This is a genomic window from Pseudomonas sp. RL_15y_Pfl2_60 (genome assembly GCF_963970595.1).
Lineage (GTDB): Bacteria > Pseudomonadota > Gammaproteobacteria > Pseudomonadales > Pseudomonadaceae > Aquipseudomonas.
Genome location: NZ_CAXAOE010000002.1, coordinates 135,451 through 154,544 on the forward strand (window position 1 = coordinate 135,451; position 19,094 = coordinate 154,544).

General features: G+C 53.6%; 25 protein-coding genes and 3 tRNA genes. 18 read left to right on the forward strand and 10 right to left on the reverse strand.

Translation table 11 applies throughout. The features are described from left to right. Positions 1-122: 122 nt before the first annotated feature. The 3 genes from AACY26_RS05780 to AACY26_RS05790 form a co-directional block, all read right to left on the reverse strand. Complete coding sequence (locus tag AACY26_RS05780) at positions 123-1,550, reverse strand: KAP family P-loop NTPase fold protein (RefSeq protein WP_339511942.1); 1,428 nt, start codon at positions 1,548-1,550, stop codon at positions 123-125. Between the two features lie 123 nt (positions 1,551-1,673). Then, positions 1,674-2,141, reverse strand: coding sequence for a hypothetical protein (locus tag AACY26_RS05785; protein WP_339511944.1), 468 nt, complete (start codon positions 2,139-2,141; stop codon positions 1,674-1,676). 25 nt (positions 2,142-2,166) lie between these two features. Next, positions 2,167-2,508, reverse strand: coding sequence for a helix-turn-helix domain-containing protein (locus AACY26_RS05790; protein ID WP_339511946.1), 342 nt, complete (start codon positions 2,506-2,508; stop codon positions 2,167-2,169). 76 nt (positions 2,509-2,584) lie between these two features. Between AACY26_RS05790 and AACY26_RS05795 the strand changes: the two genes are divergently transcribed. The 11 genes from AACY26_RS05795 to AACY26_RS05850 all read left to right on the forward strand — a co-directional run bounded on the left by AACY26_RS05795 (position 2,585) and on the right by AACY26_RS05850 (position 9,547). Next, positions 2,585-2,785 (forward strand): DNA-binding protein, encoded by a 201-nt coding sequence (locus AACY26_RS05795; RefSeq protein ID WP_339513092.1) that lies wholly within the window; start codon positions 2,585-2,587, stop codon positions 2,783-2,785. Positions 2,786-2,814: 29 nt separating this feature from the next. Continuing rightward, positions 2,815-3,285 (forward strand): YmfL family putative regulatory protein, encoded by a 471-nt coding sequence (locus AACY26_RS05800; protein ID WP_339511948.1) that lies wholly within the window; start codon positions 2,815-2,817, stop codon positions 3,283-3,285. Next, on the forward strand, positions 3,282-3,554 hold the full coding sequence (locus AACY26_RS05805; RefSeq protein ID WP_339511950.1) for an ogr/Delta-like zinc finger family protein: 273 nt from the start codon (positions 3,282-3,284) through the stop codon (positions 3,552-3,554). The genes AACY26_RS05800 and AACY26_RS05805 overlap by 4 nt, the downstream gene beginning before the upstream one ends. Positions 3,555-3,556: 2 nt before the next feature. Beyond that, positions 3,557-3,919, forward strand: a complete 363-nt coding sequence (locus AACY26_RS05810; RefSeq protein ID WP_339511952.1) for a hypothetical protein — start codon at positions 3,557-3,559, stop codon at positions 3,917-3,919. A gap of 65 nt (positions 3,920-3,984) precedes the next feature. Continuing rightward, entirely contained in the window at positions 3,985-4,242 is a 258-nt protein-coding gene (locus tag AACY26_RS05815) for a hypothetical protein (protein ID WP_339511954.1), read from the forward strand. Continuing rightward, a complete protein-coding gene (locus AACY26_RS05820; RefSeq protein ID WP_339511956.1) occupies positions 4,227-7,043 on the forward strand; it encodes a toprim domain-containing protein in 2,817 nt (938 codons plus the stop codon). Before AACY26_RS05815 ends, AACY26_RS05820 begins: the two co-directional genes overlap by 16 nt. A gap of 52 nt (positions 7,044-7,095) precedes the next feature. Next, positions 7,096-7,236 carry a hypothetical protein gene (locus AACY26_RS05825; protein WP_339511958.1) on the forward strand — a complete coding sequence of 47 codons (141 nt, stop codon included), beginning with the start codon at positions 7,096-7,098 and terminating at the stop codon, positions 7,234-7,236. A gap of 54 nt (positions 7,237-7,290) precedes the next feature. Then, entirely contained in the window at positions 7,291-7,656 is a 366-nt protein-coding gene (locus AACY26_RS05830; protein WP_339511960.1) for a DUF7673 family protein, read from the forward strand. A gap of 309 nt (positions 7,657-7,965) precedes the next feature. Then, positions 7,966-8,178, forward strand: a complete 213-nt coding sequence (locus AACY26_RS05840) for a hypothetical protein (protein ID WP_339511964.1) — start codon at positions 7,966-7,968, stop codon at positions 8,176-8,178. A 63-nt stretch (positions 8,179-8,241) separates the two neighbouring features. Beyond that, on the forward strand, positions 8,242-8,478 hold the full coding sequence (locus AACY26_RS05845; RefSeq protein ID WP_339511966.1) for a DUF4224 domain-containing protein: 237 nt from the start codon (positions 8,242-8,244) through the stop codon (positions 8,476-8,478). 1 nt (position 8,479) lies between these two features. Next, entirely contained in the window at positions 8,480-9,547 is a 1,068-nt protein-coding gene (locus tag AACY26_RS05850) for a phage integrase (protein ID WP_339511968.1), read from the forward strand. Between the two features lie 100 nt (positions 9,548-9,647). Here AACY26_RS05850 and AACY26_RS05855 read toward each other — a convergent pair. The 6 genes from AACY26_RS05855 to AACY26_RS05880 form a co-directional block, all read right to left on the reverse strand. Further along, positions 9,648-9,721 (reverse strand) — tRNA-Cys (locus AACY26_RS05855). Between the two features lie 42 nt (positions 9,722-9,763). After that, a tRNA-Gly gene (locus AACY26_RS05860) sits at positions 9,764-9,839 on the reverse strand. 67 nt (positions 9,840-9,906) lie between these two features. Further along, positions 9,907-10,467, reverse strand: coding sequence for a CDP-diacylglycerol--glycerol-3-phosphate 3-phosphatidyltransferase (gene pgsA / locus AACY26_RS05865; RefSeq protein WP_339511970.1), 561 nt, complete (start codon positions 10,465-10,467; stop codon positions 9,907-9,909). 30 nt (positions 10,468-10,497) lie between these two features. Further along, a complete protein-coding gene (gene uvrC / locus AACY26_RS05870; RefSeq protein WP_339511972.1) occupies positions 10,498-12,336 on the reverse strand; it encodes an excinuclease ABC subunit UvrC in 1,839 nt (612 codons plus the stop codon). After that, positions 12,323-12,967: a response regulator transcription factor GacA gene (gacA, locus tag AACY26_RS05875; RefSeq protein WP_089359103.1), complete on the reverse strand. Its 645-nt coding sequence runs from the start codon at positions 12,965-12,967 to the stop codon at positions 12,323-12,325. Before gacA ends, uvrC begins: the two co-directional genes overlap by 14 nt. A 152-nt stretch (positions 12,968-13,119) precedes the next feature. Beyond that, a tRNA-Ser gene (locus AACY26_RS05880) sits at positions 13,120-13,207 on the reverse strand. A gap of 194 nt (positions 13,208-13,401) precedes the next feature. Between AACY26_RS05880 and AACY26_RS05885 the strand changes: the two genes are divergently transcribed. The 7 genes from AACY26_RS05885 (at position 13,402) to AACY26_RS05915 (ending at position 17,666) form a co-directional block, all read left to right on the forward strand. Continuing rightward, positions 13,402-14,070 carry a Bax inhibitor-1/YccA family protein gene (locus AACY26_RS05885; protein ID WP_339511975.1) on the forward strand — a complete coding sequence of 223 codons (669 nt, stop codon included), beginning with the start codon at positions 13,402-13,404 and terminating at the stop codon, positions 14,068-14,070. Positions 14,071-14,183: 113 nt separating this feature from the next. Then, positions 14,184-14,576 carry a sulfurtransferase complex subunit TusD gene (tusD, locus tag AACY26_RS05890; RefSeq protein WP_339511977.1) on the forward strand — a complete coding sequence of 131 codons (393 nt, stop codon included), beginning with the start codon at positions 14,184-14,186 and terminating at the stop codon, positions 14,574-14,576. A 1-nt stretch (position 14,577) separates the two neighbouring features. After that, positions 14,578-14,934, forward strand: a complete 357-nt coding sequence (tusC, locus tag AACY26_RS05895; protein ID WP_339511979.1) for a sulfurtransferase complex subunit TusC — start codon at positions 14,578-14,580, stop codon at positions 14,932-14,934. Then, positions 14,934-15,233 carry a sulfurtransferase complex subunit TusB gene (gene tusB, locus AACY26_RS05900; protein WP_339511981.1) on the forward strand — a complete coding sequence of 100 codons (300 nt, stop codon included), beginning with the start codon at positions 14,934-14,936 and terminating at the stop codon, positions 15,231-15,233. The genes tusC and tusB overlap by 1 nt, the downstream gene beginning before the upstream one ends. Next, on the forward strand, positions 15,230-15,565 hold the full coding sequence (locus tag AACY26_RS05905; protein ID WP_339511983.1) for a TusE/DsrC/DsvC family sulfur relay protein: 336 nt from the start codon (positions 15,230-15,232) through the stop codon (positions 15,563-15,565). The genes tusB and AACY26_RS05905 overlap by 4 nt, the downstream gene beginning before the upstream one ends. Continuing rightward, complete coding sequence (locus AACY26_RS05910) at positions 15,562-16,545, forward strand: glycosyl transferase family protein (RefSeq protein WP_339511985.1); 984 nt, start codon at positions 15,562-15,564, stop codon at positions 16,543-16,545. The genes AACY26_RS05905 and AACY26_RS05910 overlap by 4 nt, the downstream gene beginning before the upstream one ends. Before the next feature lie 119 nt (positions 16,546-16,664). Beyond that, positions 16,665-17,666, forward strand: coding sequence for a glutathione S-transferase family protein (locus tag AACY26_RS05915; RefSeq protein ID WP_339511986.1), 1,002 nt, complete (start codon positions 16,665-16,667; stop codon positions 17,664-17,666). A 22-nt stretch (positions 17,667-17,688) separates the two neighbouring features. Here AACY26_RS05915 and cysG read toward each other — a convergent pair whose 3' ends face one another. Beyond that, positions 17,689-19,083 carry a siroheme synthase CysG gene (cysG, locus tag AACY26_RS05920; RefSeq protein WP_339511987.1) on the reverse strand — a complete coding sequence of 465 codons (1,395 nt, stop codon included), beginning with the start codon at positions 19,081-19,083 and terminating at the stop codon, positions 17,689-17,691. Positions 19,084-19,094 lie beyond the last annotated feature (11 nt).

A 19,094-nucleotide genomic window follows, 5' to 3' on the forward strand; every position in this document is an offset into this window, starting at 1 on the left:
AGTACCGTGAGACTTGCCCTGGGAGCAATCTATTATCTGTGTGACTTTGCAGTAATATCAGCACCTATCAAAATAATTTTTCTTTTCAAACAACTTAAAACCGCACTTCACTAATAGTTCTTCTAGGCGATGCTATGTGCAAGATCAACATAATTCGGATATTTTTTCATAGTTCCGTATCCCTTTCCATTGAATCGCCATAGAACAAATGACTTCATTGTTCCATGACTTTCGTCTTGTTGAATTAGCTTTTGTATTTCAGAGGTGCTTTTATGCATCAAGTGAAAGTATCTTTTCGCAAGACTATGAATAGGATCATTAGCTCCTCCAGAGTAAAGCTCCCTCGATGGATATTTACTTTCAATTATATTCCAGTCTTCAGTAGCATTATGCTCCAAAATTTGTCTGTATTGAGTAGGAGCCTCATCTCTGAATACAATAAGATAAAAAGCAAAAAACAGATCAAAATCAAGCTCAGCAACTGTGCGAATTGCTGTTAACTGTTTGAAACACTTCTCAAACTCACGAGGCTTAATATTGAATGTTTTAGCCACTGCCAGAAGCACAACTTGATATTTATTCAGATCTAGCGCACCGGCGAGAACTGATTTTGCAGACGGTGCAATCGATGATCTATCCCTAGGCCGATAAAAACCATTTTGATCTTCCTGGCTTACCAACACAGGAATATCCGCCAAACTACTTTCATCAATCTCTAACGACTTAATCAGAGCGTCAAGGTTAGAATAACTGAGTGAATATTCGGCATCAAAAAACCGTTTAAGATACTTACCTCCTTCAAACCCACTACCATAAACTGCACCAATAGAATGCTGAAGCTGTTCTAAGTCACATGCAATAATAAACTTGCACCCTTTAACGTCAAAAAAATGCTTTACTCGCTCAAGTAACTCAATAGAAAATGTTGGTCTACACCTATCAAGCTCATCAATAAAAATATAGAGAGGTCTTACATCAACATTTGCCTTTTTAGCCTGAAACTCTGAAGCTTGACTAGCTAAACTAGAAAATTTTTCTTTGAAGTCGTCTACCACTTGCATTGTCTTGCGGTTACTTTTCAACAGCTCTTCTAGAGCTTTCTCGGTTGCATCACCCAACGCATCAGACTCTAAAATTTCTGATAAAACCGAAACATCAACACCGGTAAATTTTTTAATAACTCCTTTGGCTAACGCTGGGGTTGCTGCCTTAATTACACCAACAGCCTTACCTCTGAACTCTTTAAGCTCTTCCTCCGCTTTCGCTAAGGGAATATACTTCACCAACGCATCATTTATTGAGGCTGTTAATGCAATGAAAGCATCACCAGCATAATCATGCTTCCAAGCATTAAAATAAATTACTGCTCTTTCTGACTGTAATCCAGCACACCAGTTTTCGAGAAAAAAAGTTTTACCGGCTCCCCATGGAGCATTCACATTCAACACATTTATATCAATATTGTTGTCGAGGTAATGAGTTAAGAATTTTGCAACCCCTTTCCTCTCCATTTTATCTTTAGACCATGGTTCTCCAATCTCAGCTGTCATACACACTCCATAACCATTCATAATTCAGTGGAAATAAAAAAGGTCAACACAGTATTTAACCCGTATCAAGCAAATGCAGAAACTCAATTTCGCTTAAAACAAATGCACCGGCAGCACTACCGGCTATACGTATCGTCGTGCCCATTTTTTGGGGCTGAGTATCTCGCCTGTTTTGCATTCAGTCAGATCACCAATAACTCGTTCCAGTCGAAAGGTTCTCTCGGCCTGCTTTTCATGACACTCACCTTTGAGGTGCGTAGTGGAAACTGAGTGAACTGTAACCGTCCGATAGCTGATGTCACCCGACGAGTCTTCGTAAGTAAAAGCCACCTCGCCAATGCTCCAACCTGCGCTAATAGCACGGGTGTTGGCTCTTGACTGTCTCGGTGAAGATTTAGGAACGCTTATGCTTCGGGGCAGGTCGCCCGTATTAGTTTTTCGCTCTTTAAGCTTGAGAGCCCTACGCTGCGCTTCAGTAAGAGGTTTAGGGCGGTGGCCCAACTCCCGTCCTTTGGCATTTGTACGCCGAACATTCATCACAAACGCCGCAACAGCAGCAATCGAGACAACAAATATCAAAAACACATCCATGCTGAACTCCCCAAACTAAGCTTCCCTACTTCCCTTCTCTACCCATCGCAGCCATAGCTGCAGCCATCCGCCGCATTGAAGCGCGGTCGGCTTCTGGTAATTCACGGTAATGCTCGATGAGTTTTGCTTCTTCGGCTGAGAAGCTTTCCGCTGCTTTAGGTGTGCGAGCACCAGTTATGACGTAAAGCACGTCAACACCTATGCCCGCAACTGCTGACAGGTATGCAAGATCGGGGTTTCTTTCCCCTTTTTCGTATTTGCCTTGGGTGTTGCGATTCACTCCGCCTATTTGGCCAAGCTCTTCTTGTTTCAACCCCAAACGCTCCCGCTCTTCGCGCAGGCGATCACTAAATGCACACGTTTGCACGCAAAATCCTTTGACACGCACATCAATGCGTGCATAATCAGTACTTCATGAACACGTTTGAACACATATGAACACTATGCACGCACTCCTCACACCCGAGCAAGTACGCACAGCTTTCGATAGGCAAGGACTTTCCATTGCCGAGTTCAGCCGATTGCACAGACTCAACAAAAACCTTGTGAGCGACCTGCTTAACGGCCGCAAGAAAGGCACGCGAGGAGAAGCTCACCGGGCCGCCGTTCTACTCGGCATCAAAGAAGGCGTAGTTGCACAGTAGTGCGGCTGAGCGCAGGGAGAAACGAGAACATGCCACGCCAAATACCCAACAGCCGCCGGAAAGTCATTAGCGCGATCATTCATGCTTACCCCGGTGGACGTGAAGGTGCCGCCGCCCTACTCGGTATAGAGCTCAAGAAGTTCGACAACCAAGCCTATGAAAGCACTGGGCATCGCCCGCTTTCAGATGACCAACTGCACGCCCTTGAGCAAGTAACCCAAACCAGCTACCTGCCCGACTACCTTAGCGCCGTGTATGGCGGTGTGTTCGTTAAGCAGGCGGATGCAGAGCAATTAGACAACCTCGACCTCTACACACGCGGCATGGCCACCGCCATCAAACGCGGTGCGGTTGATGCATTGATCGCTAAAGCCTTGGAAGACGGTGTGATCAATGAAGCCGAGCTGGCTGAGATAGTCCACGCCCACCGTCAGCACATCGCCGCGCGCCACTCAGAGGTTGATGCAGTCATCACCCTGCACCGGAGGCCGCAACAGTGAGCACGTACAAGCTAGTTTGCCCGCACTGCCGTGGCTCTATCCGTATTCGTACAAGTGAAGGCCAGCACATTTGTTTACGCACCGCTTACTTGCAGTGCACCAACGAAGCCTGCGGGGCGACATTCCGGGCACAGTTTGAAATCACTCACCAGATGAGTCCATCAGGCATGCCCAACCCACAGGTGCAGCTTCCCGCTGCGCCTACGTCAATACGGCGCGAGTCGATGCGCAATAACGACGAAACCCAGCTCGATCTGTTGGAGGCTTAAACGTGAACGAACAAGCGCTAGACCTTGCCGATTACCGCTCAACCATGCAGCACGCCGCACTGTGCTTTCTGCAGAACCATGACGCCGAACACCTTAGTGGTGACACACAACTAACAGACCGGGCAGTACAGCATTTGATGCACGTGCTCGATGTACCGGTGTTTATGGCGACTGAGTTTGTCCAGGCGGCACTCAAGCAACTACCTATCAACTCACCTCAGCGGGTATCCATCACGGCGCATGTAAATCGTGCATCCGTGATGATCACTGACCGACTCACCGGAGATGCTGTTTTGATTCCGCGCCGCATCCTGCCTGAGCGTTTTCTGGCTGTAGCTTTCAGCCACGCAACACCGACCCACTAAGTATTTTTTAACCCACCCATGCTGTGGGTTTGGGGATGTTTTGCCCGCATTTCGAGGAGGTAGCCATGCAAAAAGCCGTAGCGATTCATCTAGACCTACCTCAATCGGTGGCTGAGGCATGGCTTGTTGACCTTCGTAGCGAGCTACGCCGCGCAATGGCGGAGCACTGGTATGACGACCGCTATCGAGCTGTGCCGGACTTCCAGCGCACCAACCGCATTCTTGATGACTACCCGGCGCTTGCGGGCCACAAACGCACCATCGGCGCCCTAAAAGCCGCCCTCAAATCGACCAATCAAGGCCAATCATGCACGACCAACTAAGGGCCGAAGTTCTCACCCGCCTGCAACGCGACTATGGCCTCACGCATATCGCAGGTACCAACTACCTGCGCAAAGGCACATGCCCGGTATGCAACAAAAAGGAGCTGTACAGCTTCTTTGATAAACCCTGGATGTTGCACTGCGGGCGCCTGAGTAAGTGCGGCTCGCAGATCCACGCTAAAGACGTATACGCCGACCTCTTCAACGACTGGAGCGAACGCGCACCAGTCACCAGCGACAACCCAACAGCAACAGCCCGCGCCTACCTTGAATTTGCACGCGGCTTTCGCCTGGAGCTGCTAGAGGGGCTGTTTACCCAAGAGCAATTCTGGTGCCGCGACATTAACGAAGGCAGCGCCACGGTGCGCTTTGCTTTGCCTAAAGGCGGTTATTGGGAGCGCCTTATTGACCGCCCCGAGCGCTTTGGCAAACAGAAAGCACGCTTCAAACCGGGCACCAGTTACAAAGGCCAGTGGTGGTGCTCACCACAGGTCGATTTAGCCGCGGTTAGTGAGGTGTGGATTGTTGAAGGCATCTTTGATGCCGTGGCCCTGCAGCACCACCACTTCACTGCCGTTGCTGCAATGAGCTCTGGCAACTTTCCTGATGAATCACTCAAGCAGTTAATCAAAGACCGCAGCAGTGCCGGCACACGCTTGCCAAAGTTGGTATGGGCGTTAGACAACGAGCCGAGCGGCCACCGTTTCACCCGTAAATTCGTAAAGGCTGCACGCGAGCTGGGCTTTACCTGTGAGGCGGCGCAAATCCCCCAGCGTGATGGGCGCAAAGTTGACTGGAATGACCTTCACCAACGCTGGGTGTTTATCGAAGACGACGCCAAACGAGCTGACCGAGTAACCGCCGACCTCAAAGAAGCCCGCCACCACGGTGCTTTGCTCATTGCTGAAAGCCCCGGCGAGAAGGCTTTGATCATGTACGAATGGCAGAAACGCGCTGAGTTTCACTTCGGTTTTAACAGCCGCTTGTACTGGTTCAAGCTCGACCTGGAGAAATTCAACAAGGCCATGACCGCGCTGGAAGACAGCGAAGATCATGACGATCAGCAGCTCAACGACCGGCAAATGCGTGAGAAGGCGCTGCAGGAATCGGGCTGCACCGCAGAAATCGCCAACTGCTACCCCGAGGCACTCTACTACCAACGCAATGAGGTAACCGATGAGTCCTGGTACTACCTGCGTGTTGATTTCCCACATGACGAACCCAGCGTAAAGAACACCTTCACCAGCACCCAACTTGCCGCTGCAAGCGAATTTAAAAAGCGCCTGCTGGGCATGGCTGCGGGCGCGATGTTTACCGGCACCGGGCTACAGCTCGACAAAATCATGAAAGACCAACTCTACGGGATCAAAACAGTGACAACTATCGACTATGTGGGCTACAGCAAAGAGTACAAAAGCTATGTGTTTGGCGATGTTGCCGTGCGTGACGGCCAAGTGCTTGAGGTCAACGATGAGGATTATTTCGAGTTCGGCAAGCTGCGTTTAAAAACCCTGCAGAAAGGTGTACGTGTTCACCTGCAACGTAACGATAAAGACTACAACGAAGAATGGCTAGACCTGCTCTGGACGTGCTTTGCAGAGCAAGGCCTGGTCGCCCTCACCTTTTGGTTTGGTTCGCTGTTTGCTGAGCAAGTTCGGGTTAAATATCAATCCTTCCCGTTTTTGGAAGCCACAGGCGAAGCCGGGGCCGGTAAGACCACCCTGCTTAATTTGCTGTGGAAACTGCTGGGCCGCGACGGTTATGAAGGCTTCGACCCCATGAAGTCGACCAAAGCAGGCCGTTCACGCCTTATGGGCCAGGTTTCAGCCATGCCGGTGGTATTTCTTGAGGCTGATCGCCACGGCGATGACAAAAGCCACGCCAAAACCTTTGAATGGGATGAACTGAAAGACTTTTACAACGGCGGCACGCTGGCAACCAAGGGCGTTAAAACAGCGGGCAACGAGACTTATGAGCCGCCGTTTCGCGGCACCATCGCCATCAGCCAGAACGCGCCAGTAGTTGCACACGAAGCAATCATGACGCGCATCTGCAAGCTGCATTTCAAGCGCCCGGAAGTAACACCCGCAAGCCGCGCTGCAGCTGCGCGCCTGAATATGCTCGATGGCGACACGCTGAGCCACTTCTTGCTGCTAGCCGTTAAGCATGAGGCCAAGGTGCTGGAGATATTTGAGCAACGCTTTCCTGAGCATGAGCAGCGTTTGCGAACCCTCAACAGCCACTGCATCAACTGCGGCACTGATTACCAGGCTGAACGTGAGCAAGCGGCCTGCCACAAGTGCGGTAACACGCTGCGCGGCTATATCCGTGTTGAACGAATCATCAAAAACCATGCGCAACTGCTGGCTTTGCTCGATGGCTTACGGTTGATCGTTGGCCTTACTGACGCTCAGGTCAGCAGCACGCAACGCAAAATCATCAGCATGGCCATCGAGCGCCAAGTCTCGATCAGCGCAGATCATCCGCAAGTGGCTGAGTTCTGGGAAGTCTACGACTACCTGGAAAGCCTCGATGCCGAAGGCCCGGTGGTCAATCACAGCAAAAAAGAAGACCTCATTGCCATCAACCTCAACGAGTTCTGTGAACGCGCCGCAGAACACCGCCAGAAGCTGGCAGACGTTGGCGTACTGCGCGACCTGCTCAAAGAGAGCCGCAGCCGCAGATTTGTAGATTCCAACCGAGCAGTTGATAGCGCTGTGCGCGGCTACCAGGCCGCCAGGCACAACAGCACCATCACCAAATCCCCCACCGTTAAATGCTGGCTTTTTAAAGCGCAATAACCCCGCTTGAGCGCGGCAACGCTCGAGCAAACGACCCAAAAGGAGAAGCACCATGCAGCAAGACCAATACCCAGAGCACCAACCCAGCAAGGGCGAAAAGCTGGCAACCCTGACCTGCAGCGCCCTCGCCCTGTTAGCCCTCATTGCCATCGGCAATCAAGCGCCAGAGTTGCTGATTGCCCTGGCCAAGTAACGCATCTGCCCTGGTGCGGCAACATCAGGGCAAAACAACCAAAGGAGAAGCACCATGCAAGCAGCAAACAAGTGCATAACGGACGAGCTCAACCGGCTCGCCGTTGAAGAAGCTGAGCGGCCCTACATCCGCACCGCAGGGGTAAAGGCACTTCAACGCTTAGTGCCTGTTGCACAACGCGACTCAGGCCAAAGCGGTGTGATCGCCCGCTTTCTGCTCAGCCTTTACAACGGCAGAGCCTATCCATTCTCACTAACTGATTTGCGCGGGATAGACAGCACCTTATGGGATGACTGCCTGGCAGTGCTGCGCCTGGACCGCAGGCCTGAACAAGAGGTGCATCAATACATTGAGAACGGCGATGTGATCTGGGAGGGATTCAAAACGGTTTGGCGTGCCTGGCACACCCAATACAACTGACAACGGCAAAGCCGGAAAGAAGCGGCGCCTGGAGGCGGCAACCCCCAGACGCCAACCGACCCAAAAGGAGAAGCACCATGCAAGCACATCAACCCAAAGGCGGCACCGATAAGGCTACCACAGAGCGCACCCGCCCGCCGATGGCAAGCCACAGGCTCTGCCTACCAAGCATTTGCGACATTTGCGGCCATGCCCGCTCAACACGCAAGCACAGCACCTGCAGTCGCATACGCCAACAACGCAAATCAGCTGAATGGGCTGCGCGAATGGCTGAACATGCAGCCGCAAAACTGGCCAAGGGGAAGCGTTATGCTCGCTAAATTACTGGCAAAACTCACTAGTGAGCGTGCCCTCAAGTACTTCTCGCTTTCACTTCTGGCCGTTTTAATCGGCTTCATGGTGGTAATGGAGTATCGCCAGCACCAAGCCATGCTGGCCAACTACTGCGAACGCCTTCACGCAGGCAAAGACAGCAACTGGCGTGTCCAGCTTGGGTATGAGTGCCCAAAGGTGAAGCCATGAAAGCGCTGAGTATCTGCCCGCCCTGGGCCTGTCTGTTCACACCTGCAGACGGAGGGTTTTGCCGTGTCTGATACCAGTGAATTTCTGACCGGGGAAGAAATTGCAGCCATGATCTGCGCGAAGTCAGCGCGTAAACAAATGGAATGGCTGGATCAACATGGCTGGAAATACGAGAAGAATGCGGCAGGAAGGCCGGTTGTTGGGCGTATCTATGCACGACTCAAGCTCGCAGGCCTTAAACCATCCGAATCAACCGCCGTGGCTGAGCCATGGCAGATCGATCTTTCTAAAGTGAGCTGAGATGCGGCCCAAGGAACCAACAAACCGAGATTTGCCGCCACGGATGATCAAGCGTCAACGGATCATGAAGTCTGGAAAGGTATGGGTTGGGTATTACTACAACGGGCGGGACGTGAATGGGAAGCGCATAGAAATACCGCTAGGTACTGATCGTAATGAAGCCAATGCAGAGTGGGCGCGGCTCGAACGCAAAGCCGCGCCAGTCGCCCAGCGGGTGATGGCTGCAATATTCGATCAGTATGAGCGTGAGATTATCCCAGGCAAAAGCCCGCGCACCCAACTCGACAATATGGCCGAGTTGAAAAACCTCAGAAAAGCTTTTGACGACGCCCCAATTGATGCGATTACACCTCAAGTAGTCGCTCAATATCGTGACGCCAGAACCGCAAAGACGCGCGGTAATCGTGAGATCGCCCTGCTCTCCCATGTATTCAACATCGCCAGAGAGTGGGGCCTTACCGATAAAGAGAACCCTTGTGCAAGGGTGCGCCGCAACAAAGAGCGAGTGCGCGACTACTACGCCGCCGATGACGTGTGGGATGCGGTTTACACCGAGGCAGCGCAAGAGCTACGGGATGCAATGGATCTGGCCTATCTCACCGGCCAACGTCCAGCTGACGCGCTAAAACCAGTTGTCACAGACCTCTGCGAGGATTACTTGCAAGTTGACCAGGGCAAAACGGGTAAGCGCCTGCGCATCCGCTTGCACAACGGCACTCAGCTTACGGGCTTGGGCCTGTTCATTGCCGGGCTTATTGAGCGGCGAATGCTCGCAGGCATCAAAACCAGCACGCTAATTACCAACCAGAAAGGTTTGCGGCTGAGCAAGCCAATGCTGCGTAACCGCTGGGATGAAGCCAGAGCACGCGCCGCAAGTGTTGCTGAGGCCGCTGGTGACCTGGCCCTTGCTGAGCGAATACGCCAGTTTCAGTTTCGGGACATCAGACCCAAAGCAGCAACAGAAATTGAAAGCCTCACAGAGGCAAGCAAGCTACTTGGCCACACCAAAGAGGAGATCACAAATAGGGTTTACCGGCGCCTTGGCGAGATCGTAAACCCCACAAAATAACGGAGGGTTGCGGAAACGGCCCCCAAAAGTTGCGGAAACTACAGCCATTCACGAAGACATAAAAAAGCCCCGCAAGCTAGACGCTGCGGGGCTTTCTATTTGGAGGCTGAGGTCGGAATCGAACCGGCGTTCACGGATTTGCAATCCGGTGCATAACCACTCTGCTACTCAGCCTTGAAACTAAACGGGCCGCTATAAAACGGCCCGTTGAAAAACTGGAGCGGGAAACGAGACTCGAACTCGCGACCCCGACCTTGGCAAGGTCGTGCTCTACCAACTGAGCTATTCCCGCTTGTCTTGTAGACGGGCGCCATTCTATATGTTCCGCGCCCAACGTCAACCCCTTGATTCAAAAAAGTTTATTTCTTTTCCGCTGATGGGCTCAGATGCGGCCAGGCAGCCAATAAGTAGTGCACCATCGACCACAACGTTAGGATTGCCGCAACGATCAACAGCCCGTAGCCAAAAGCAACCCAGGGGGTAATCAGTGGTGGATTGGCTAGCAGGATGACCAATGCAACCATTTGCGCAGCCGTTTTCCACTTGCCTAAATTCGACACCGCGACATGAGCCCTGGCCCCCATCTCGGCCATCCACTCGCGCAGTGCTGAAACAACGATTTCACGACAGATAATCACTGCCGCCGGTAAGGTAAGCCAAAGATTGCTGTGCTCGGCAACTAGCAAAACCAGCGCCACGGCAACAATCAGCTTATCTGCCACAGGGTCCAAAAAAGCCCCGAAAGGCGTACTTTGCTGCCACAGGCGTGCGAGGTAACCGTCCAGCCAGTCAGTAATGGCGGCGATGGAAAAGACAATGCTTGCAGCCCAATAGCTCCATGAAAACGGGAGATAGAACAGCAGCACAAAAACGGGGATCAACAGTACGCGAAGCACTGTAAGCAGATTGGGGATATTCATCAGCACAACTGTTCAGGGTGAGCCGGCATTCTACTCGCTGTGCAATGCCGCATAAATGAGCTCTGCAAGCTTTTTGCTAATGCCGGGTGATTTAGCAATTTCTTCGATACTCGCACGCGACAACTCTTGCAGGCCACCAAAATGATTGAGCAATTCGCGCCGACGCTTTGGCCCAACGCCAGCAACCCCCTCCAACGTTGAGGTGCGTCGAGTTTTACCGCGACGGGCACGGTGGCCAGTAATAGCGAAACGGTGAGACTCGTCACGAATTTGTTGAATCAGATGCAGCGCGGGCGAATTGCCTGGCAAGGTAAATTCATGGGCAGCATCATTGAGATAGAGGGTTTCCAGGCCAGGTTTACGGGTCGTACCTTTGGCCACGCCAAGGAGAATCAACTCCGGCACCGCCAGTTCCTCAAGCACCTCACGGGCCATGGCCAACTGACCCTTGCCGCCATCGACCAGCAATATGTCCGGCAGCTTACCCTCGCCGTCCTTGATCTTGCTAAAACGGCGTGTGAGCGCTTGATGCATGGCAGCGTAATCATCGCCGCCGGTAATGCCTTCAATGTTGTAGCGCCGATAATCAGATTTAAGCGGGCCTTCAGGGCCAAATACCACACATGAAGCAACTGTCGCCTCGCCGCTGGAGTGGCTGATGTCAAAACACTCAAGGCGCTGTGGTACTTCATCAAGCTTGAGCGCTTCGGCCAATGCCTCAAAGCGTGCAGCTACATGCTGGCGGTTAGCCAGTCGCGCACTCAGCGCCTGCTCAGCGTTGGTTACCGCCAGCTGTTGCCAGCGCGCGCGCGTTGCTCTCACCCGATAGCTAATGGCAAGCTCACGGCCGCGCGACGCCTCGATGGCAGCTATCAGCGTCGGATAATCTTCATTCTGAACATTGACGATTAGCTCGGTTGGCAAGTCGCGCTCGTGACTGCTCAGGTAATACTGTGAGAGAAACGCCAGCATCACGGCACTGCTGTCTTCTTCAATGGCGACCTGCGGGAAGAAGTTCTTGCTGCCAAGCACCCGCCCGCCTCGAACCGTAATCAAATGCACGCATGCACCACCCGGGGTCACGATGCTGGCAACCACGTCGACATCACCGGTGCCGCCTTCCATGCTTTGTTGATCCTGCACACGACGCAGCAGCGATATCTGGTCGCGAAGCTCGGCTGCACGTTCGAAATTAAGCTCGCTGGAAGCCTTTTGCATGGCCGTAGACAACTCGTCGGTTAGCGCATTGCTGCGCCCTTCGAGAAACATCACCGAGTGACGAACGTCCTCGGCGTACTCTTCAGGCTCAACCAGGCCAACACAGGGCCCCTTGCAGCGTTTGATTTGGTATTGCAGGCATGGCCGGGTGCGATTCTTGAAATAGCTGTCCTCACACTGGCGAACCAGGAATGTCTTCTGCAGCAAGCCAAGGCTTTCACGAATGGCCCCAGCGCTCGGATAAGGGCCGAAGTAGCGACCTTTGAACCTTTTCGCCCCGCGATGAATACTGAGCCGCGGAAACTGGCTATCCGAGAGAAACACATAGGGATAGGACTTATCGTCACGCAGGAGAATGTTGTACGGCGGTCGCCATTCCTTGATAAGCGTCTGCTCAAGCAGCAGCGCCTCAGTTTCATTGGCGGTAATGGTGGTTTCAACTTGCGCAATCTTGGCTACCAGCGCCGCTGTTTTTGGCGCCAGACCGGTCTTGCGAAAGTAGCTGGATAGCCGGCTTTTAAGGTTCTTGGCTTTGCCGACGTAAAGCAGCTTGCCCTCGGCATCGGACATCCGGTAAACCCCGGGACGCCCGCTGCAGGTGGCTAGGAAAGCGCTGGAATCAAAGGCGCCAGACTCATTACTGGGATGCATCGACCATGCCGTGGCGAACCGCCAGCAAAGCCAGTTCGACGTCACTGGTAATCGCTAGCTTTTCGAAAATGCGATATCGATAGGTGTTGACCGTTTTCGGCGACAAGCAAAGCTTATCGGAAATGCTCTGCACTTTCTGGCAGCCGGCAATCATCAAGGCGATCTGGATTTCACGCTCTGAAAGCAAATCAAACGGCGAGTTGCTGCTTTGTGGCTGAAATGACTTTAACGCGAGCTGCTGGGCAATTTGCGGGCTGATATAGCGCTGCCCTGCAAACACCATGCGAATCGCCTGCACCATCTCATCCAGCGCCGCGCCCTTGGTCAGGTAGCCTGAAGCACCCGCTTGCAGTAAACGTGTGGGAAATGGGTCTTCCTCGCAAGCCGTCACGGCGACAACTTTAACGTCTGGATTGCTGCGAATCAGTTTGCGCGTGGCTTCCAGGCCACCAATGCCCGGCATCTTGACGTCCATGAGAATGACATCAGGCTTAAGCTCGCGGGTTTTGAGTATTGCTTCTTCACCACTTTCAGCTTGACCTACGACGGCAAGTCCTTCGATATCAGCCAGCATCCTGGTGATTCCGGTACGAACCAAGTCATGATCATCAACCACTAGCACTCGAATCAATGGGACACCTCGCTATACCTGCCGCATTATACAGCGGTCCATTTCATCTATAACGGCAGCCCTGCCTAAAAGCGCGTGCGCTATCTCTAGCGTGGTGAATCGCAGCTCAAAGAGCAAGCGCTTGTTCTGCACTTGCTCTTTGAGCCAAAAGATGGCGGAAGCGTAGAGATTCGAACTCTAGGACAGTTTCCCATCGACGGTTTTCAAGACCGTTGCCTTAAACCACTCGGCCACGCTTCCAATATTGCATACGCAGTTCTGTTTAAGATCAAGACATTAACTCGGGTTAATGTAGTTCTCCCTGACTGCGGGCGGCAATCTTACCCGAACGAAACACGCTGTCAAACTCTCTGAAGCGTTTTTTTTCAACACAGTGCTAATATCGGTGTCAGTATCGCTTATGGAACCAATGGTTTTTTATTAGGAGTGAGGCCATGCAACAACAAAATTACGCAATTGACGGCACGCAGGTCGAGCAGCAGGAAGTAAGCCGCGTATTACGCAATACCTACGGCTTGCTGGCGATCACCCTGGCTTTCAGTGGACTGGTTGCTTTCTTGGCTCAGCGCGCAAACGTCGCCTATCCCAACATCTTTGTCGTGCTGATAGGTTTCTACGGCTTGTTTTTCCTTACTGCAAAACTGCGCAACTCGCCTTGGGGCTTGGTTTCGACCTTGGCCTTGACCGGTTTCATGGGTTACACCCTGGGCCCGATCCTCAACCGCTACATGGGCATGGCTAACGGCGCGGAAGTCGTCAGCTCGGCATTTGCCATGACCGCGCTGGTGTTTTTTGGCTTGTCAGCCTACGTACTGACCACGCGCAAGGACATGAGCTTCCTCAGTGGCTTCATCACTGCCGGTTTCTTTGTCCTGCTCGGTGCAATGGTTGCTAGCTTCTTCTTCCAGATTAGTGGCTTGCAACTGGCAATCAGCGCAGGTTTTGTACTGTTCTCGTCGGTCTGCATCCTGTTCCAGACCAGCGCCATTATTCATGGCGGTGAGCGCAACTACATCATGGCGACCATCAGCCTGTATGTTTCGATCTACAACCTGTTCATCAGCTTGCTGCAGATCTTCGGCATCATGGGTGGCGACGACTAAAAGCCGCTGCGTTTGCAAAAAAGCCCGCCTCGTGCGGGCTTTTTCGTTGCGATGGCGAGCATCTTGGCGCGTCAGGCTTTATTATTCGCACAGTGATAACTGACTGGTCAGCCATGAAATTCGCCATTGCATTGTTTGCAGCACCCCATCAGCCCTCCTCTCGTCGAGCCCTGCGCTTTGCCCAAGCGGTAATTGCACAAGGCCATGAGATAGTTCGGCTGTTTTTTTACCAAGACGGTGTATACAACGCATCTAGCGCAGTGGTCAGCGGCCAGGATGAAATTGATTTACCCCGCCAATGGCGCGAGTTCGTTGATGAGCATCAACTCGATGGCGTGGTGTGCATCGCCGCCGCATTACGCCGCGGCGCACTGAATGACGAAGAAGCCGAACGCTATTCGCGTTCGGCGGCAAGTATTCAAGCGCCCTGGCAGCTTTCTGGGCTAGGCCAACTGCATGAAGCCAATCAAATTGCAGACCGTCTAATCTGTTTTGGAGGCGCTTGAGGTGAAGTCCTTGTTGATCATCAATCGTCAAGCACCTTGGTCTGGCCCTGGCGCACGCGAAGCATTGGATATTGCCTTGGCCGGAGGTGCATTCGACTTACCCATTGCTATGCTGTTTCTTGATGACGGCGCACTGCAACTGATGCCTCAGCAAGATCCGCAAAAATTGCAACAGAAAGACCTGGGCGCCAATCTGCAGGCGCTCCCCATGTTCGGTGTCGACTCACTCTACGTCTCTGCGCGCAGCCTGACAGAACGCGGGATGCTGCCAACTACACTCACGCTGCCTGCCGAAGTCTTGGATGATACGGCGCTACGCACACTTATAGAGCGTTACGATCAAGTGGTGACAATCTAATGCCTACCTTGCACGTACTCTCCGACTCCCCGTTCACTGACGCCAGCCTCAGCAGTTGCTTGCGCCTGCTGGGCGAAGACGACGGTTTACTGCTCTGCGGTGATGCGGTTTACGCATTGCTCGCCGACACCCCGCAACTACAAGCCCTAGAGCTGATCCCTGACAGCATTCAGCTCTATGCACTTGAAGAAGATGTTCAGGCGCGCTCGATTGACACCCCTGCTTGCGCGCAAGTCATCGATTACCCGGAATTTGTGCGTCTGAGCCTGAAGTTCGCCAAGGTCAACAGCTGGTTATGAGCGAGTTGACAGTTGCAGGCCGGACCATTGCCCTGGATAAGGACGGCTATCTATGCGAGCTCGGCGACTGGTCTGAAGCCGTTGCCAGCGAACTGGCACAACGCGAGGCGCTGACCTTAACCGAAGAGCACTGGCAAATACTCAAGCTACTGCGTGAGTTCTATGCCGAGTTTCAGCTCTCGCCCGCCAATCGCCCACTGATCAAGTATGTAGCCCTCAAGCTCGGCCCTGAACGGGGCAACAGCTTGCACCTCAACCGATTATTCAACGGCACCCCCGCCAAACTTGCCGCCAAGCTGGCGGGCCTGCCCAAACCGACCAATTGTCTATGAACCTTCAGACACCTGCAGAACATCCTTTCGCCCAATTCGTGCGTATTTTGGGCAAAGGCAAGCGCGGCGCGCGAAACCTCACCCGCGCCGAAGCCTACTCGGCGATGAGCATGCTGCTCGATGACAAGGTGGAAGACACTCAACTTGGCGCCTTCTTGATGCTGCTCAGGCACAAGGAAGAAAGCGCTGAAGAAATGGCCGGCTTTGCCCAGGCTGTGCGCGAACGCTTGAATGCCCCAGCAATCGAAGTCGACATCGACTGGCCAAGCTATGCTGGCAAAAAGCGACACCTGCCTTGGTTCTTGCTTGCAGCCAAAGCCCTTGCAGCCAGCGGCGTGCGAATCCTCATGCACGGTGGTGGCGCCCATACAGCAGGTCGCCTGTACAGCGAACAACTCCTGACGCAGCTCGATATTCCGCTATGCCGTTCATGGATTGAGGTCGAGCAGGCGCTTAAGCAACATTCATTGGGCTTTATTCCGCTGGGCGATTGGTCGCCACAACTGCAAAAGATGATCGACCTGCGCAACACCCTTGGTTTGCGCTCGCCTATCCACTCGCTCACGCGGATTATTAACCCCTTGAGTGCACGCTGCTGCCTGCAGAGTATCTTTCATCCCGGCTATCAGGCCGTGCACCGCGAGGCGAGCCAGTTACTTGGCGATTGCGCCATCGTGATCAAAGGCGAAGGTGGTGAAATTGAAATCAACCCCGACGCGACCAGCCATCTCTACGGCACCGCCCAGGGCCAGAACTGGGATGAAGACTGGCCTGCCCTGTCTGCGCAGCGCCATGTAAAACCAGAAAGCCTTGAGCCTGATCATCTGCTACGTTTTTGGCACGGTGAGGCCGATGACAGCTACGCGAAAATGGCGGTAATCAGCACCATGGCACTGGCCTTGCGTGGCCTTGGAGCAAGCCGCGAACTGGCCTTAGAGCGCGCCGAAGCCTACTGGTCGGCGCGATTAACATCGAAATGACTGATAAAACCATTGGGTAATTTGAGACTTTAAATCAATTTACTCGCGATAGACTGTGCCAATCAATCATTAGCAAGCCCGGCACTTATGCAGCCAGGCCTACCTAAAGGACACAGATCATGGGTTTATTAGTTGATGGCAAATGGCAAGACCAGTGGTACGACACCAAGTCCGATGGCCGCTTCAAGCGCGAAAGCGCACAGCGGCGTAACTGGGTAACCGCCGATGGCAGTGCTGGGCCTAGCGGCGTGAGTGGATTCAAGGCCGAGGCCGGACGCTATCATCTTTATGTGTCACTGGCCTGCCCTTGGGCCCATAGAACCCTGATTTTCCGCCAGCTCAAAGGCCTTGAGTCGTTGATTGGCGTGTCTGTCGTCAGCTGGCTGATGCGCGAAAATGGCTGGACCTTCGATAAGACGACCGGCTCCAGCGGTGATGCGCTCGACGACCTCCAGCTGCTGCATCAACGTTATACCCGTGATGACCCGCAATACACCGGCCGGGTGACCGTGCCTGTGCTTTGGGACAAGCAACAGCAACGGATTGTCAGCAATGAATCCGCGGAAATCATCCGCATGTTCAATACAGCCTTCAATCACCTGACTGACAACCACCTCGACCTTTATCCGCAAGCACTGCGCGGCGCCATTGATGAGCTCAACGAGCGGATTTATCCGGCGGTAAACAACGGTGTGTATCGCGCAGGCTTTGCCACCAGCCAAGAAGCCTATGAAGAAGCCTTCGATCAGCTGTTCGCCGAGCTGGATGCGATCGAAGCGCTACTTGAGCACACACGCTATCTGGCGGGTGAGTACCTGACTGAAGCTGACTGGCGCCTGTTCACCACGATAGTTCGCTTTGACGCCGTGTATCACGGGCACTTCAAGTGCAATCTCAAGCGCATCGAGGACTACCCGAACCTGTCGAATTGGCTGCGCGAACTTTACCAATGGCAAAACATTGCACCGACGGTCAACTTCGAGCACATCAAGCATCACTACTACGCCAGCCATGCCACCATCAACCCGACCGGTATAGTGCCCAAGGGGCCGGCACTGGATCTTTTACGCGCACATGATCGCTTGCGCTTGCTAGGCAAAGGCATCTTCAGCGCTGACTGATATCCACCTGATGAAGAAGCGCTCAGACCTTGGCCTGAGCGCCTTCAAACCATGCCAATTGCTTGCGCAGTTGCACCACTTCCCCGACGATCACCAAGGTCGGTGCGCGAACCGCATGCTCTGCAACCAATGTTGGTAAATCCGCCAAGGTCCCGGTGTAGACACGCTGATTCTGCGTAGTGCCTTGTTCAATCAGCGCGGCTGGCGTGTTTGCGGCGCGGCCATGGGCAATCAACTGCTGACAGATCACTGGCAGACCGACCAGCCCCATGTAGAACACCAGTGTCTGGCTCGAAGCGGTTAGCTCGTTCCAGGGCAGATCGCTGCTACCGTCTTTAAGGTGCCCGGTAACAAAGCGCACGGATTGAGCATGGTCCCGATGGGTCAATGGAATCCCTGCATAGGCTGCGCAACCACTGGCAGCAGTGATACCTGGCACGACCTGGAATGGAATGCCGTGGGCGGCCAGTTGTTCGATCTCCTCGCCTCCGCGCCCGAAGATAAACGGATCGCCGCCTTTGAGGCGTAGCACGCGCTTGCCTTGCTGCGCCAGATCGACCAGGCGCTGATTGATTTGCTCCTGCGGCAACGTATGATCGGAACGCTGCTTGCCCACATAAATCCGCTCAGCATCACGCCGGCACAGCTCAATAATGGCTGGCGCAACCAAGCGATCATAAAGCACCACATCCGCTTGCTGCATCAAGCGCAACGCGCGGAAGGTGAGCAGGTCTGGATCACCTGGTCCGGCGCCTACCAGATACACCTCCCCGAGCATTTGCGGTGCAGCACCATTGACCTTCTCAGCCAGCAAACGCTCACCTTCCTGCAATTTGCCAGCGAATACGCTTTCGGCGATCTGTCCCTGAAACACATCTTCCCAGAACACCCGGCGCTGCTGAACATTTGGAAATAGCGTTTTAACCTGAGCGCGAAATTTTTTAGCCAGAGCGGCCAGTTGACCGTATGTTGATGGTATCCAGGTTTCGATCTTGGCGCGGATCAAGCGCGCCAGCACTGGAGCATCGCCGCCGCTGGTGATGGCCACGATCAATGGCGAGCGATCGACGATCGCCGGAAATATCACGCTGCACAATGCGGGCGCATCTACCACGTTTACCGGAATACCCAGCGCTTGAGCCTGGGCCGATATTTGGGCATTAAGCGGCTCATCATCCGTAGCCGCAATGATCAGGGCCACGCCTGCGAGATCGTCTGCCTGATAGCCGCGCAGCAGCAACTCGCCGCCACCCGCCTCGACCATATCGCTGAGTTCCGCGCGGATATCGGGAGCGACTACCCGCAAGCGCGCACCGGCATCAGCTAGCAATCGCGCCTTACGCACGGCGACTTCACCACCCCCAACGACCAACACCAAGCGGTCCTTGAGTTTGTGGAACAAGGGCAGAAAATCCATGGCGGCCTCAA